Origin of the sequence: Dermabacter hominis NBRC 106157, assembly GCF_001570785.1 — a bacterium.
GTDB classification, from domain to species: Bacteria; Actinomycetota; Actinomycetes; order Actinomycetales; family Dermabacteraceae; genus Dermabacter; species Dermabacter hominis.
The window spans coordinates 82,558-98,348 of sequence record NZ_BCSI01000002.1 but is presented as its reverse complement, the minus strand read 5'-3'; the positions used below and the strand labels follow the sequence as shown (position 1 = coordinate 98,348).

The following is a 15,791-nucleotide window of genomic DNA, read 5'->3' as shown; positions in this document are numbered from 1 at the left end:
GCGGGCGCCCCAGTACTTTCACCAATGCTCGATCGCGAGGATTTAAACGCATGTCTGTACCCTCTACCAGCGCAAATACCAAGTATCGCGAAGTTCTTCTCACGGGGGCGACAGGCTTTCTAGGCCAGGCTGTTCTCCAGGCTTTCCTCGAGCATTTCCCCGAGGTTCGCGTGACGGCTATCGTGCGCCCCAAGGGGACGCTCACGGGTAAGAAGCGGCTTGCCACCTTGCTGCGCAAGCCGTCGTTCACCTCGTGGAGTGATCGCGTAGGCGAAGATGCCGTGCGCACAGCCTTCGAGGAACGCACCGACGTCATCGAGGGCGACCTGACGAATCTCCCCCCGCTTGAGCGCACGTTTGATGTCGTTGTGCACTCGGCGAGCTCGGTGAGCTTCGACCCGCCCATTAACGAAGCCTTCGCCACGAATGTGGGTGGAGCGAAGAACCTGTATGAGGCTCTCCTCGAATCGAAGAAGACGCTGCCAGGCGGCCAGGATCCCCACGTCATTCACGTGTCCACCTCGTACGTGAGCGGTCTCGCCAAGGGCCTGTGCCGTGAAGGCCGCCTCACGCACAACGTGAACTGGCGCGAAGAATACGACGCCGCGTTTGCGGCGGCACGCGAAGTCGATGCACTCTCGCGCACGCCCGAACAGATCAAGAAGAACCTGCGCCTCGCCGAGCTGAAGAGCGGAAAGATGGGCCCGAAGGCAATCGCCTCGGTCGCGGAGGACGCTCGCCGCGCGTGGGTGCGCGCTCGCCTGCAGGATTACGGCCTCCAGCGCGCGAACTCGCTTGGCTGGACGGACATTTACACGTTCACGAAGGCCATGGCCGAGCGCGTTGGCGAAGAGATGTGGGCCGATTCAGGCCACCGCCTGAGTTTCGTACGTCCCGCCATCATCGAATCCGCTGTCTCTCACCCCTTCCCCGGCTGGATCGACGGGTACAAGGTCGCCGACCCGCTCATCATGGCCTACGGCAAGGGTCGGCTCTCGGAGTTCCCGGGCCTGCCCGATTCGATCCTCGACATCATCCCCGTCGACCACATCGTCGGTGTCATCCTTGCGCTGGCAACTCAGAACGTTGAGCGCACGGGCGATGAGGCGTACTACCAGGTCGCCTCGGGCAACTCGAACCCACTCCCCCTCCACGAGATGGTGAGCATCGTCCACGACTACTTCGTGGAAAATCCCCTGACGGACGACAAGGGCGAGCCGATTGCGGTTCCCATGTGGACCTTCCCGTCGGTCGATTTGGTAGAGGCGAAGTTCTGGGCCACAAACACGGCAGTCAAGGCGGCCGAGGTTGCCGTCGGACGCCTCCCCGGCACTCGCACTACCCGCTCCTGGGCAGGCAAGCTCCACAAGAACTCCTCCGCCCTCGACACCCTCAAGAAGTTCATGGGTCTCTACAAGGCGTACACGAAGACCGAAATGGTCTTTGACGACGCAAACACGCGCGCGCTGCGCGCATCGCTGCCCAAGGACTTCCTCGAGAAGTACGACTTCGACATCACTGATCTCGACTGGACCTCGTACTTCCGCGATCACCACCTGCCCGCTGTCACCGAGCTTACGAACGCCTACTCACGCCAAAAGGCAGCCCGCAAGGCTCGAGCCGAACACAAGCCGAGTGAGCTGACCGCCTCGAGCGACACTCTCGCCGTGTTTGACCTCGACGGCACCGTGATCGCGCAGAACATCGTGCAGCAGTATCTCGCGATCGTGAAGGAAACCCGTTCAAGCGCCGGTGGCGCAAAGGAAGTCGTCAAGCTCGCGGGGGCGCTCCCCCAGTACCTGCGCAATGAGCAGCACTCGCGCTCGGAGTTCATTCGAAGCGTCATGCGCCGCTACCGCGGTTTCACCACGGCAGAACTCCAGGAGGTTCTCGCGGGTGAACTCGGCGAGAAGGTTCGCGGCCAGATTAAAGCCCAGGCACTCGAACGCCTCAAGGAACACCGCGCCGCCGGGCACCGCACGATCCTCATCACGGGGGCCCTCGACATCCTGGTGGAGCCCCTCGCGGATCTCTTCGACGAGGTCGTGGCAACCCACATGCACGAAGAAAACGGCGTCCTCACGGGCTACCTCGCCACTCCCCCGGTGGTCGGCGAGGCCCGCGCAAATTGGCTAAAGAAGTACGCGCAAAACGGGAACTTCGATCTCGCTCACTCCTACGGTTACGGTGATTCGCATGCCGACGCCGCCTGGCTCGGTGTGCTCGGGAACCCCACGGCGATCTCGCCCGACCTGGGTCTGTACGCCGAGGCGAAGAAGAACCGCTGGCCAATCGTCGAGTGGAAATAGCCGCCAATTTCCACTAAAGCTGGGGCGAAGGCGTAGGCTAGACCCAAGGCGCTTAATGCGCCAAAGGTCCCTTTACCCCTGATCCCTAAAGGAGACGTCCCGTGGACGACCTCGCAAATAAGCTCAATATTCCGCCTGCGCCTGCCATGGCGAAGGCACTTGAAGACGGCATGTACGCGAAGGCCACGATGCCGGCCTGGAAGATTTTCTGGCTCGGCCTCACCGGCGGCGCCTACATTGCGTTTGGCTTCATCATGTTCGTCACCACTCAGCAGGGCGCTCCCGGCGAGTGGCCGCTCGGCATCACGAAGATGATCGGTGGCGCGTTCTTCGCGACCGGCCTCATCATGGTCATCAACTCCGGCTCGGACCTCTTCACTGGTACGACCCTCAACATCATGCCGCTCCTGTCCAAGCGCATTACCGCCGGCCAGCTGCTCCGCCACTGGGGCCTCTCCTACGTCGCAAACTTCATCGGTTCGGTGACGATCGCGATCCTCGTGTTCCTCGCCAACACCCCCGCCACGAACAAGAGCGCGTGGGGCCTCATCGTCCTCAACGTCACGAAGGGCAAGCTCTCGCTCGACTGGGGCAACGCTTTCGTTCTCGGTATTCTCTGTAACTTCCTCGTGTGCATGGCCGTGTGGCTCACCTTCGCGGGTCGCTCGTTCCTCGACAAGGGCCTCGCCATCGTCGTACCGCTCGTGATCTTCGTGTCCACCGGCTTCGAGCACTCGGTCGCGAACATGTTCATGCTTCCCATGGGCTGGCTCATCAAGACCTTCGGCGCGGATGCCTTCTGGGCTGGTGAAGCCGTCACGAACGCCGGCGTCACTGCCGCGGACTTCGACATGATCAGCTGGGACAAGATCATCCTCGGCAACCTCCTCCCCGTGACCCTCGGCAACATCATCGGTGGCGCCCTGTGCGTGGGCTGCTACTTCTGGGTGGCCTACCGCAAGGATGCCATCAAGGCCGAGCGCGAAGCCGCTGTCGCCGCCAAGTAACGGCGCACCTTCCTCGCCAACAGTCAAAGGCCCGGCTCCCTCACATCGAGGGGCCGGGCCTTCACGTTGACCGTGCAGCGGCGAATCAGCCGGTGTTCTTCAAACCAGCGGCAACCCCGTTGATCGTCGTCAGCAGAGCACGCTTTTCCGCATCCGTAATCTCGATGCCTCGTTCGTGCGAATCGCGCACACGCTGCAGCATCGCGACCTGCATGTAGCTAATCGGGTCGAGGTAGCGGTCACGCACCTCGAGGGTCCTCTTGAGCACGGGCGAGTTGTCGAGAAGATTGAGAACGCCAGTGAGGCGTTCGATCTCCGCGACCGTGAGCTCGTACTCCTCGCGGATCGTCTCGAACAGGTGCCACAGGCGCGTCGGCACGAGCGAATGCACATAGTGCGAAGCGATGCCCATGTCGGTCTTCGCGAGCGTCATTTCCACATTCGAAATGACGGTGCGGAAGAAGTGCCAGTTCTCGTACATCTCCTTGAGATCGCCCTCGTAGCCGGCCTCGCGCGCGGCCTTGAGGCCTGAGCCCGCGCCGAACCATCCGGGGACGATCTGGCGGGACTGCGTCCAACCGAACACCCACGGAATCGCGCGCAAACCGTCGAGGCCCTTCTCGCTCGTCGTTCGCTTAGAGGGGCGCGAGCCGATCTTCAAGTCACCAAGCTGCTCCACGGGCGTGGAGGCCACGAAGTACTCGGGCAGGTCGGGATCGTCAATGAGGGTGCGATAGCGCGCGAAGGAGGCGTCGGAAAGACTTTCCATCACCGTGCCGAAGCGCTCCAGATCCTCAGGGCTCGTGCGGGGCTTTCGGTGCAGAGCCGAGCCCTGCATGACCGCCGCGAGCGAAAGGTCGAGGTTTTCGCGTGCGAGCACGGGCAGCATGTATTTATCGGAGATGACCTCGCCCTGTTCGGTGAACTTGATTTCACCCTCGAGAACACCGTAGGGCTGGGCCAGGATCGCGTCATACGTGGGGCCACCGCCGCGTCCGACGCTTCCCCCGCGACCGTGGAACAGGCGTAGGGTCACGTTGTGTTTGGCGGCAACATCGCGAAGGCGACGCTGCGCCTGATGGATCTCCCATTGGCTCGTGATGACGCCCGATTCCTTGTTCGAATCGGAATAGCCGAGCATGATCTCGTGACGATCGCCGCGAAGGCGCACGATCTCGCGGTAGCTCGGGTCACTGAGAAGTTCGTCGAGGATCTCGCCGGCGTGGCGAAGCTCTTCGACAGTTTCGAGGAGCGGGCTAAAGCCGATGTCTGCGCGGGGTTCGTCGCCTGCAAGGTTCACGAGTCCGGCTTCGCGCGCGAGCAGTGCCACGGCAAGGATGTCGTCGGCGCCGCGGGTCATCGAGACGATATAGGTCTGGATGACATCGGGGCCGTACGTACGCTGTGCCGTGCGGATTTCGCGGAACACGTTGAACGTGTTCTGCACCGAGGGATCGAGCGGTGATTCCTCGCCGAGTAGCTGCGCGCTGGCGAGTGGCCGCTTCGACGCAAGCTCGGAGGAGAGCACCTTCGTGCGCTCTTCGCGCGTGAGCTCCCCATAGGCCTTGTCGAGTTCGCCCACGCGGTCGAACATCTCCGCGAGCAGGTCATGATGTTTTTCGGCGTGCTCACGCACGTCCATGATGGCGAGGTTGAGACCGCTGCCAGCGAGAACGGACTGCGCGAGGGCTACCGAACCGTCGGCCATGAGGTCACCGCGGTGGGTACGAAGTGATGCGCGCAGCTCTTCGAAGTCGTCCTGGAGCTCCGCACCCGTGAGATAGTCGACGCCGGGCTCGTGCGCCTCGCCATTGTGGATGCGCTTGCGTGTTGCCGCGAGTTTCGCTCGCATCGAGAACAGCTTGAGCCGGTAGGGCTCGTGGGCGAAGAGCTCGAACTGTTTCTCAGGGACAAACGCGAGGGCCTCTTGATCCTTCTTGAGACTCTCGTTGAACTCCTGGTCTTCGCCGATGAGGGTTGAGCTCATCGACAGTTCAAGCGTGAGCGAATCGAGGAACGCCTCGGCGATATCGATCGCGGCATCGGCCTGAAGTTTGAGGACTTCGCGCGTGACATCGGCCGTCACGTACGGGTTGCCATCGCGATCGCCGCCAATCCAGGAGCCGAAACGCAGCGGCACCTTCCTCACGGGAAGATCCGCGCCGTAGTCGCGCAGTTCGTGGCGAAGAGCGTCGAGGACCTCGGGGAGAGTGTGGAGGTAGAGAGAACGCAAGTAGAAGATGGCGTTGCGCGCCTCATCTTGGGGCGTTGGCTGGGTGCGACGCAGCTCGTCAGTCTGCCAGAGCGCCTCGATCGTCTCTGCAAGGTCGCGATCCTGCTTTTTACGCGCACGCGTGCCTTCGTCGGTGTCGGTTTCGAGGAGGGTGGACACGCGACGCAGCTTCGTGAGAACCGCGCGGCGCGATGCTTCGGTGGGGTGGGCCGTGAAGACAAGGCGCACATCGAGTTCATCGACCGTGCGCTGAAGCTCCTCGGCCCCGGCTTCTTCTGCAATCGACCGCACCGTGCGAGGGATCCACGAATCGTTTTCGTTCTGCCCCTGCAGTTCTCGCACGCGATAGGTCTGCTCGGCGGCATTCGCGAGCAAGAAGTACTGCGTGAATGCGCGGGTGAGTTCCGTCGCCTGCTCGATGGGCAGTTCCGCGAGGCGGCGCTGCACGCGCATCGTGTCCTCGGCCGATTTCGACTGCTTCGATTGCTTCGCAAGTTGGCGCACCTCCTCAACCAAGTCGAGGAGTTCTTGGCCGTGCTGATCGGCGAGCGTTTCACCGAGGAGCGTGGAAAGCCGACGCACAGTCGCGCGAAGCGGCGCGTCAATGAGCGGGTCATCGCCCACCACCGGGAATTCGGCCGTCAACGTGGGCACGTTGTGAAGGCTATCGTCGTGCTGTTCGCGCACCTGAGACCTCTCGTTTGGAAGCGGGTGGCACCCGTGGCGAACCGAAAACACCGGCGCGGCGCCCGCGGTTCCCCATCAGCGCCGAATGAGCCGGGGCCAGTCTACTCCCACACGTGTCCCACCTGCATCCACGGGGTTGAACCGCATCCGCCACGCATTGCAGCGAGTGTTACGCGGCCGTCCAGAGCGTTCGTTACCTGTGCGACGCAACGTGAAAAATCAACGCGGCAAAGGTTAAAAGATGTTCCCCCACCCGCGTTAAAGCGGGCGGGGGAACATCCCATCCGCGGAGACGAGAGGATTTGAACCTCCGAGGCGGCTCTACACCGCCTACTCCCTTAGCAGGGGAGCGCATTCGGCCACTCTGCCACGTCTCCTTGCGCGCACGGCGCTGAGTCAGCCTACCGAACTTCGTCGAGGGGCTCAAATTTTTCGCGGTACGCGCCACATTGCGTGGGGGCGAAGGTCACGGTCTGACGTAGATACCCTTGCTTTCAAGCTTCACGACGGTTAAGCCCATACCGAGCTCCTTACTTTTCACTTCCGCGGTTCCGTCGCCGTGGTCGTCGACGGTAAAGGCAGCCCCGTCGAGGGCCTGTCTGATGGATTGTGCCTTGGCCGGATCCACGGGCGGAACGTTCTGATTCGCGGCGCGTATGCATGCGTCCTTCTCAATTTGGCTCTCGAGCACAAAGTAGGACCCGTTACTCTCGGCGGCCGCCAGCTCGCACGCCACCTGCCAGTTGCTTTCCATGCGCGCCTGGATGTACGCCGCGGTGACTTTTACGGCCTGCTGCTTTTCCTCCTCCGTGAAGGGCGTCGGGCTGAGCTTGAAGGTCGCGCCACCTCCGTCGGCTGGATCTTGCGTGGCCGGCGCGGGCGCAGGGTTCGGCGCGGGTTTGGGAGCGGGACCCCCACTCGGGTTTAGCTGCTTAGGCGCAGGTGTCGAGGTCGTCTCCCCGGCTCCCGGTGTGGGGGCGGGCTTCGAGGATTCCGACGGTTGCTCGCTCGACGTGCTCGCCGAGCTCGACGGCTCACTGCCACCTCGCGAGGAAAGGATGGCGCCACACCCGGTGAGCGTCCCCGCCACGAGAACCGCAGCAAGAGCAGTGGATAGAGGACGGGTTCTCCGGGCGGGGTTCATCGTTTCGCCTCCGTATCGGTGAGGAGTCAGGACCACGTGGGGCGCCGAAAAGCTTTAGAAACCCTCGATCAGGATACGCAGACTACCGTCGTCAAGCCGTACGAGTTTCTCGCCGCTGACCTCGCCATCGCGCTCGTAGGTTGCAGTTCCGTCGCCATTGTCGTGGAGCGTGAAGCGTTTGGGGTCCGAATCTTCCATGATCTTCTCTTTGGGCATCGAGGAGATCTCGCCCTTCTGTATGTTCTCCTCTAGCTCTTGCGCACACAGAGATTTGAGCTCGGGGACATCAGCTCGCAACAGGTCGCCATTTTTCGCGAACACGAGCATGCCGCACGCTTGCTCATACTCCCCCTCGAAAAGTTTCAAGACGAGGTCCTGCGGGAGCTGCTGACCTTTCTTCATCTCTTCAGCGGTGAGAGGTGTGGGATCGAGCTTTGCGTGTGCGTTTTCGGGAATCTCTTTCCGCGACCCGGCATCGCTACCGTTTGAGGAGGTCGGCGACTGTTTGTCGGCGGGATCGGTGGCGCCGCGAGAGTCATCAGCCTCACTGTCGCTCGCGCTTTCGGCAGGCGTGCCTGGCGTCGCGGCCGACGAGGACGAGGTTGCGTCCTTTTCGTCTCTGCCTTCTACATTCAGGGCTCCGCACGACGCGACGCTTGCAGCCAGTGCGCTAGTCGCGACTGCTACTGCGATGGTTCGAGAAATACGATTCTTAACTTTCATCTGGCTCTCCTTCTGTACTATCTCGTCGAGTTCACCGCGTTTTCCCAAGAATCTAGTTCGGCTGGCCAGAGAGATCGACCTGGTCTGCTACAACGCGAACCCCGCCATCCTTGATCTTGAGGATACTGAAGCCAAGGGATTGGCCTTTCATAGACAGGGCAAAGGAACCGTCGCCGTTGTCCTTCAGTTCGAACGTGGCGGGGTCAAACAACGATTTGGCTTGCTCCTCGGAGACTCCGCTTCCTCCTTGACCAGCGCCGCCAGCACCGGCGATCTGCCCCACGAGTTCAGCACACTTCTCACGCATTTCTGGCTTCTTGTCCATGCGGTAGGGGGTTCCGGAAGGGTCCTTGAAAACGGCAATGTCACAAAGTGAAGAGAAATCCCCGGACGTTGAGATCGCGACAAAGAAGTCGGCCATCATCTGCTTGCCCTTTTCCTTCTCCGCCTCGGTAAGAGGAGTGGGGTCAACCTCGACTGGATCGCCCTTGACCGCTGGAGTACCGCCCTTTGGGGCAACGGTACCCGTAGGGTCCTCGCCGGGTTTCGCCGGGGTCGAAGGTGTTGTTTCATCGGTCGACGGTGTCGTGGGCCCATCGACCGAATCCGGAGTTTCACTACCTGAATCCGACGGTTCGTCGGCTGGATTCGAATTGTCGCTGGAGGAGGGCGACTCCGATGAAGTTGCCTCTGAAGAGGAGGATGCGGACGTCTCCTCATCCTTGGATGTCTTCATGGCGCCACAGCCGACTGCGCCGAAAACGAGAAATCCCGCGGCGGCAACAGCGGAGACCGAACGTGTCATACGGAATGTCTTGGTCATGGGAACCTCTCACATGAATGAGGCGCGGAGCACGCCAGGTGGTGTCGTAGGACTAAAGTAACGGGCGTTCCTGGCATATTCCTCGACCACCACACCCACAGTATTTCCAGCCTGCGCAACCTCGGCGGCCACCCGCACATAGCGAACTGGCGCCGTTAAAAGTTGAAGGTGGCTCGGTAGACGAAACTACCGAGCCTCCAAAGCTTCACTCTTTTTCTCGCCTCAACTCGGGGGGATCGCCCCGAACCGTGGAGGCGATCAGGAAGGCATATTCCTCAAGTCGAGGAGCGGGCCTGCGCCCTTCACCTTGACGAGCGAGACGCCAAATTCCTGGCCCTGGATCAAAACCTTGGCAGTGCCGTCCCCGTTCGGCTGAATCTCGATGATGTCTGGCGTGATCAACTGCTTAATCTGCTCAGCCTGCTCGTCGGTGACGCCCTGGCTGGAGAGGAGCCGCTCGCTCTGGGCAGCGCACAGCTCGCGGACCTCATCGGTATCCATGCGCTCGTAGGCGTTCCCGTTCCTCATCACCATGTCCGAGCACGCGTCCTCGAACTTCTTATCGAACGAGCTGGTCAGGGCGTCGGCCACAACCTGTGCGCCCTTCTTTTTGTCTTCCTCCGTGAAGGGGGTTTCGTCAAGCTCCACCGGCGTCCCGTGAATGCTCGATTGGATGTCGTCTCCCGTGACAGCGCCGTTGTCGCCGTCCGAGGCCTCATCCGAGGCTGAGGGTGAGCTCTCGTCCGACTTCGAGTCCTCCTCGTTTGCCGAGTCCTCCTCGGTTGTCGAGTCCTCCTCGTTTGTCGAGTCCTCCTTGGCTTCTGAAGCGGTCGTGGTCTCCTTCGTGTCGGATTCATCCTCCTTCGTTAAGGAGAAGGCTCCACAGCCCGCGAGGCCAAAGGCGAGCACGCCAACGGCAGCAACAGTGGAGAGCGATCGGGTCATACGGATTGTCTTGGTCATGGGAACCCCTCTCATGAATGAGGTGCGGAGCGCACCGGGTGGTGTCGCAGACGAAGCGTAACGGGCGTTCCTGGCACGTTCCTCGAGCACCACACGCACAGTATTTCCATCCTGCGCAACCTCGGCGGCCACCCGCACATAGCGAACCGTCGCCGTTAAAAAGCGAAGGAGGCCCGGTAGACAACACTACCGAGCCTCCCAAGCTTTACTCGTCTCTCACCTCAGAGCGGGTGACCGACCCGAACCATGGAGAGAATCAGGAAGGCAGATTCCTCATGTCGACGAGCGGACCCACGCCCTTCACCTTGAGGAGCGAGATGCCGAGATCCTGGCCCTGGAACAAAACCTTGGCAGTACCGTCGTCGTTCGGCTGGATCTCGAGGTTTTCGGGCTTCATCACCTGCTTAATCTGCTCAGCCTGATCCTCGGAGATACCCATGCTGGAGAGGACTCGCTCGTTCTGAGCAGCGCACTGTTCGCGGATCTCAGGGGTATCCATGCGCTCGTAGGCGTCCCCGTTCCTCGCCACCATGTTCGTGCACGTATCTTCGAACTTCTTATCGAGCGAACTGGTGAAGAAGTCGGCCACGACCTGTGCGCCCTTCTTCTTGTCTTCTTCCGTGAAGGGGGTTTCGTCAAGCTCCACGGGCGTCCCGTGAACGCTCGAACCGACGTCGTCTCCCGTGACAGCACCGCTGCCGGAGTCCGAGCTCTCATCCGAGGACGAGGCTGAGCTCTCGCTCGACGTCGAGTCCTCCTTGGTCTCTGAAGCGGTCGTGGTCTCCTTCGAAGCGGAATCATCCTTCTTCGCGTCGTTGGAGGCGCCACAACCTGCGAGGCCGAAAGCGAGCACGCCGGCAGCAGCGATGATGGAGACCGAACGGTTCTTACGCATGAAAGTAGACATCGTCAACCTTTCGTGTTGGTCAGGGCCAGCAGCCCAAGGGTCTCGCCCTTCGCAGAGCCCTTGAGGCCCACAAAGGAACGCGGACTAACGTAGCACCACCTACTGACGGAAATTCTCAGGTTTAGGGAGGGCCGTCACATTTGCGCATCGAGGTTCAAAGCTTTGCGCACAAACTCCACGTGTTTCGGGGTGCCAACGCGATACTTCACTGCGGTGAGCACGCCATGAGCATCGATAACGAAGCTCGAGCGGATCACGCCCATCTTCTTCACGCCGTACATATTCTTTTCGCCCCAAGCGCCGTACGCCTCCATGACGGCATGGTCCTCATCTGCGGCCATCGCAAAAGGAAGATTTTCTTTTTCCACGAATTCCTCGACCTTGTCAATCGGGTCGGGGGAAATGCCGAGAATGCGGGCACCGTTCGCAGTGAGTTCTTCGGCATGATCTCGAAGGTCGCGCGCCTGACGCGTGCACAGCGAGGTTCCGGCGGCGGGGTAGAACCAGATGAGGGCACTTTCGCCGGCGAGGTCAGCGAGCGTGATTCGACCACCACCAACGAGCGGGAGGTCGAAGTCGGGGGCCTTATCGCCCGGAGCGAGTTTGACGTTCATGATTGTCTCCTTAGTGGGGCTCGACTCTCTCGATCGTACGTATATACGCGGCAGAGAATACAAAACCCCGTCCTCGACGTGCCCAGCACGTCGAAGACGGGGAACAGCACACGGCAAGCCCGTGTGCTCTAGTGCGGAGAGTAAGGGATTTGAACCCTTGGTGCAGGGTTGCTGCACAGCGGTTTTCAAGACCGCCACATTCGGCCGCTCTGTCAACTCTCCTTGCGCCGCTTGCGAGGCGCCCGTACATCCTACCCGACGCGCTATCGGGCTGGAGAAAATTAGCGGGAGTCAGCAGAGAGAAGGTGGCGCAGCACGAGCTCCGCGCCGTGCTCGTCAATGCTGAGGGTCTCGGCGTCGGCGTACGACTTCACGCGCTCGCTCGCCTGACCCATTGCCACGCCGACGGCTGCCCAGTCGAGCATTTCCACATCGTTCGAGCCATCCCCAACTGTCACGGTGTGCTCGGGATCCACGCCAAGGCGCTCGCGCAACGCTTCAAGCGCGCTGGCCTTCGTCGTGCCGGGCGCTGACATGTCGAGCCAGCTCGACCAGCCCACGGCGTATTCACAGCCGCTCACGCCGGCGCGCTCGACGATGCGCGCGAACTCATCGAGGGGAATATCGGGTGCTGTCACGACGACGCGCACGACCTCTTTCGCCCCGAAAAGCTCCTCGATACTCGCAGGCTCCGCTTGGATGCCGAAGTCGAGATCGTCGAAGCTTTCGGTCCCTATAAAGCCACCGCTCGCCCTCTCAATCGCGAATCGCGCCGTGGGGACGGCCTGATACATCGCGCGTAGCGCGGGCTCGGGGTCAAAAGTAACGGTCTCGACAATCTTGTAGTCGTCGTCGCCAGCCCCGGTAATTTTCGTGGTCACGGCACCGTTCGCGCTCACCGACCAACCGTCTGACACGCCCGCCACACGCACGATCGGGAGGGTCGTGTTGAGCGAACGGCCCGTCGCGATCACGATGTGGTGGCCAGCCTCGCGCACCGCGTGAAGCGCCTTCTTCACCCGCGGGTCCATGATGCCGGCGTGGTCAACGAGGGTGCCGTCCACGTCGAGGCCAATCAGGGCCCGGTGCCCCGCGAGAGGCTCGAGCAGAGCGCGAAGGTGCGCCTCGTCAAAGCCCTTGGTGCTGCGCGCGGGACTCATCGAACCTCGAAGATTTCGCGGCCGCCAAGGTAGGGACGCAGCCCCTCGGGAACCACGACGCTGCCGTCGGCCTGCTGGTGATTCTCGAGCAGCGCGACGATGAAGCGGGTCGTGCCAAGAGTGCCGTTGAGGGTCGCGACTGGGCGGAGCGCCCCGTCCACTCGCTCGCGGATGTTGAGGCGGCGCGCCTGGAACTGCGTGCAGTTCGACGTGGACGTGAGCTCGCGGTACGTGTTCTGGCTCGGCACCCACGCCTCGCAGTCAAACTTGCGGGCGGCGGATGTGCCGAGGTCGCCCGCGGCGGTATCGATCACGCGGTAGGGCACATCGATGAGCGCCATCATCTCGCGCTCCATGTCGAGGAGCCTCTCGTGTTCTTCGTAGGAGTCCTCGAGCTTGCAGTACGAGAACATCTCGACCTTGTGGAACTGGTGGACGCGGATGATGCCGCGCGTGTCCTTGCCGTAGCTGCCCGCCTCGCGGCGGTAGCACGCGCTCCACCCGGCGTAGCGCAGGGGCCCATTGTCGAGGTCGAGAACTTCGTCGCGGTGATAGCCCGCGAGCGCGACCTCGCTCGTGCCGACGAGGTAGAGGTCGTCGTCCTTGTCGAGGTGGTAGACCTCATCGGCGTGTTCACCGAGGAAGCCGGTGCCATCCATCGTTTCAGGAAGAACGAGGGTGGGCGTGATGACGGGCGTGAAGCCCGCACGGGTTGCCTTGTCGAGTGCGGCGTTGAGGATCGCGAGCTCAAGTTGCGCACCCACCCCGGTGAGGAAGTAGAAACGCGAGCCGGAAACTTTCGCGCCACGCTGCATGTCGATCGCCTTGAGCTTCTCGGCGATGTCGAGGTGATCGCGCACGTCAAAGTCGAAGCTCGGGATCTCGCCGTGGGTCTCGCGGACCTCAAAGTCCTCTTCGAGCCCTTCGGGGGCGCCTTCCGCGATGTTGGGGATCGCACGCAGCGCCTTCTCGCGCGCCTCCTCAGCTTCGCCTGCGCGCTGCTCGAGGTCCTTGACCTTCTGACTCAGCTCTTTCGCTTCGGCAACGAGAGCCTGCTTTTCCTCACCCTTGGCCTGGGCGACCTTCTTGCCGAAGGATTTCTGTTCGGCACGCAGCGACTCAAACGACTGCGTGGCCTCACGCCAGGCCTGGTCGGCTTCGAGCACGGCGTCAACAGTTTTGGGGTCGCGGCGACGCGCTTTTTGGGCCTCGCGCACGCGTTCGGGGTTCTCACGGAGCAATCGCAGATCGATCATGTTTTCCAGGGTACAGTGCCACGCCGCCCCCGTATGCTGGAGCGGTGGAAAAACTACACGTTGGGGTCGTCGTCAACCCGTCAAAGCTCAAGGATGTCGCCGAATTTCGCGGCCGGGTCGTGAGCCACGTCTTCAGTGTGGACCCGGATGCGCAGGTGTCGTTCTACGAAACAACCGTGGAGGATGCGGGCTTTGGTCAGGCTCAGCAGGCGGTGTCCGACGGCTGCTCGGTTGTCCTCGCGGCCGGTGGCGATGGCACGGTGCGCCTCGTCGCCGCGGGGCTCGCCCATACTGGCGTGGCGCTCGGCATCATCCCGATGGGCACCGGTAACCTTTTTGCGCGCAACCTCGACATTCCGATCGATAATCTGCGCGGCGCGGTCAGGGTCGCCCTCACGGGTGAAGCCCTCACTGCGGACCTCGGCTACCTGCAGCACGGCGAGAGCCTCGAGGATGCGAGTGGTGCGAAGGAAGAACCGTTCCTCGTGATCGCGGGCTTCGGTTTCGATGCGGTCATCATGGAGAACACCAACTCGAAGCTCAAGAAGGCCGTGGGCTGGCTCGCCTACGTGGTGGCGGGAGCGAAGAAGATCGTGGGGCGCGGGCAAAGCGTCGACCTTGAGCTCGATGGTCGGTCTCCGAAGACGCTCAATGCCCGCACGGTCATGATCGGCAACGTGGGGCGCCTCCCGGGCGGAATTACGCTCATGCCCGGAGCTGATCGCTCAAACGGCTCCCTCGAGATTCTCGCCCTCGACTGGAAGGGCGCGGCGGGCTTTTCCCAGATCCTCGGCCAGCTCGTGCTTCCGGGAGGACCCAAAACTCTCGCGAAAATCTCCAACCACCGCACGTTCCAGGCCCGCGAGGCTGTCGTGAGCACGTCGAAGGCTCTCCCCGTTCAGGTCGACGGCGACTACGTCGGCAACGCCACGCACCTCGTGACGCGCGTCGATGCGGGCGCGCTCCTCATTCGCTGCGCCCGCTAAGCGGCGTCAGTCTCTCGCGATGAGCGCCTCGAGGCCCGCAACGAAGCTGCGGGCTTCCTCGTAGGCCGTGTCGGTGTTGTGGTCCACAACGTAGGGCACGGAACCGTCGGCCCGACTGTACGAGCCGAGGAACACGATGCGCGAGCAGATGCGATGCAAGCCGCGCAGTGCCGAGGCGACTCGGCGGTCCTCGATGTGACCCTCGAGGTCGAGGGAGAAGGAGTAGCGGCCAAGCGCGTCACCGATGGGCCTTGATTCGATGCGGGAGAGGTTCACGCCGTTGGAGCTGAGCACCTCGAGCATCTCGAGGAGGGAGCCAGAGCGGTCGTGGGCGAGGTGGGCGACGATCGTTGTTTTGTCCGCGCCCGTGCGCGCGGGGATGAGACCGTCGCGCTCCACGAGCACAAAGCGGGTTTCGGCACCCTTCGTGTCCTCGATGCCCTCGGCGACGACGTGCAGCCCAAAATGTTCGGCGGCGAGCGGCGAGCAGATCGCGGCGGCGGTGCGGGCACGCGGATCTGCGTCGTCGAGCTCCGCGATCTCGCGGGCCGCAGCGGCGGTCGAAAGCGCGGGCTGGGGCGATGCGCCGGGAATGTTGTCACGCACGAACCCCTGGCACTGCGCCTGCGCATGCGGGTGAGAGTAGACGGCTTCAAGATTCTCGAGGTTCGACGGCACGCGCGTCGCAAGCACAAAGGTGATGGGAACTATCTGCTCGGCCACGATCGTGATGCCGCCGGTCGCGGAGAGGACGTCGAGGGTGCCGGAGACGCCTCCCTCGACTGAGTTCTCGATCGGGGCCATCATTGCGTCGACGTCGCCGGCAACGAGATCGCCAATCGCTTCGGCAACGCTTCGATAGGGCACGAGCGTGTGCTCCCCATCGTCGGGTCGCACCGGCAGCGGGCCCATGAGCGCTTGGAGGAGTGCCTGATGGGTGAAGGTTGTCTCGGGGCCGAGGAATCCATATCGCATGTCA

General features: G+C 62.3%; 13 protein-coding genes and 2 tRNA genes. 3 read left to right on the top strand and 12 right to left on the bottom strand.

All coding sequences use genetic code 11. The features are described 5' to 3' along the window. Window positions 1-50: 50 nt before the first annotated feature. Window positions 51-2,309, top strand: a complete 2,259-nt coding sequence (locus DEHOM01_RS03165; RefSeq protein WP_061211470.1) for an HAD-IB family hydrolase — start codon at window positions 51-53, stop codon at window positions 2,307-2,309. A 101-nt stretch (window positions 2,310-2,410) separates the two neighbouring features. Then, window positions 2,411-3,316 carry a formate/nitrite transporter family protein gene (locus DEHOM01_RS03160; protein WP_061211469.1) on the top strand — a complete coding sequence of 302 codons (906 nt, stop codon included), beginning with the start codon at window positions 2,411-2,413 and terminating at the stop codon, window positions 3,314-3,316. Between the two features lie 85 nt (window positions 3,317-3,401). On the opposite strand, the gene ppc is transcribed toward DEHOM01_RS03160, so the two are convergent. The 11 genes from ppc to serS all read right to left on the bottom strand — a co-directional run bounded on the left by ppc (window position 3,402) and on the right by serS (window position 13,826). Then, entirely contained in the window at window positions 3,402-6,203 is a 2,802-nt protein-coding gene (ppc, locus tag DEHOM01_RS03155; RefSeq protein ID WP_061211638.1) for a phosphoenolpyruvate carboxylase, read from the bottom strand. Between the two features lie 320 nt (window positions 6,204-6,523). Then, window positions 6,524-6,613, bottom strand: a tRNA-Ser gene (locus DEHOM01_RS03150). 89 nt (window positions 6,614-6,702) lie between these two features. Then, complete coding sequence (locus tag DEHOM01_RS03145; RefSeq protein WP_061211468.1) at window positions 6,703-7,380, bottom strand: hypothetical protein; 678 nt, start codon at window positions 7,378-7,380, stop codon at window positions 6,703-6,705. Window positions 7,381-7,434: 54 nt separating this feature from the next. Then, the gene (locus DEHOM01_RS03140) at window positions 7,435-8,103 is read right to left on the bottom strand and encodes a hypothetical protein (RefSeq protein WP_061211467.1); all 669 of its coding nucleotides are present in this window, start codon (window positions 8,101-8,103) and stop codon (window positions 7,435-7,437) included. A gap of 52 nt (window positions 8,104-8,155) precedes the next feature. Then, a complete protein-coding gene (locus DEHOM01_RS03135) occupies window positions 8,156-8,908 on the bottom strand; it encodes a hypothetical protein (RefSeq protein ID WP_061211466.1) in 753 nt (250 codons plus the stop codon). A gap of 276 nt (window positions 8,909-9,184) precedes the next feature. After that, window positions 9,185-9,889, bottom strand: coding sequence for a hypothetical protein (locus tag DEHOM01_RS03130; RefSeq protein ID WP_061211465.1), 705 nt, complete (start codon window positions 9,887-9,889; stop codon window positions 9,185-9,187). A gap of 256 nt (window positions 9,890-10,145) precedes the next feature. Then, a complete protein-coding gene (locus tag DEHOM01_RS03125; RefSeq protein WP_061211464.1) occupies window positions 10,146-10,796 on the bottom strand; it encodes a hypothetical protein in 651 nt (216 codons plus the stop codon). Between the two features lie 134 nt (window positions 10,797-10,930). Beyond that, on the bottom strand, window positions 10,931-11,410 hold the full coding sequence (locus tag DEHOM01_RS03120; RefSeq protein WP_061211463.1) for a peroxiredoxin: 480 nt from the start codon (window positions 11,408-11,410) through the stop codon (window positions 10,931-10,933). A 134-nt stretch (window positions 11,411-11,544) separates the two neighbouring features. After that, window positions 11,545-11,632, bottom strand: a tRNA-Ser gene (locus tag DEHOM01_RS03115). Window positions 11,633-11,691: 59 nt separating this feature from the next. Then, window positions 11,692-12,570 (bottom strand): HAD-IIB family hydrolase, encoded by an 879-nt coding sequence (locus DEHOM01_RS03110; protein WP_061211462.1) that lies wholly within the window; start codon window positions 12,568-12,570, stop codon window positions 11,692-11,694. After that, window positions 12,567-13,826 carry a serine--tRNA ligase gene (gene serS, locus DEHOM01_RS03105; RefSeq protein WP_061211461.1) on the bottom strand — a complete coding sequence of 420 codons (1,260 nt, stop codon included), beginning with the start codon at window positions 13,824-13,826 and terminating at the stop codon, window positions 12,567-12,569. Before serS ends, DEHOM01_RS03110 begins: the two co-directional genes overlap by 4 nt. A gap of 44 nt (window positions 13,827-13,870) precedes the next feature. On the opposite strand from serS, the gene DEHOM01_RS03100 reads away from it, so the two are divergent. Beyond that, window positions 13,871-14,812 (top strand): diacylglycerol/lipid kinase family protein, encoded by a 942-nt coding sequence (locus DEHOM01_RS03100; protein WP_061211460.1) that lies wholly within the window; start codon window positions 13,871-13,873, stop codon window positions 14,810-14,812. Window positions 14,813-14,818: 6 nt separating this feature from the next. On the opposite strand, the gene pheA is transcribed toward DEHOM01_RS03100, so the two are convergent. Continuing rightward, window positions 14,819-15,787: a prephenate dehydratase gene (pheA, locus tag DEHOM01_RS03095; RefSeq protein WP_061211459.1), complete on the bottom strand. Its 969-nt coding sequence runs from the start codon at window positions 15,785-15,787 to the stop codon at window positions 14,819-14,821. Window positions 15,788-15,791: the final 4 nt, after the last annotated feature.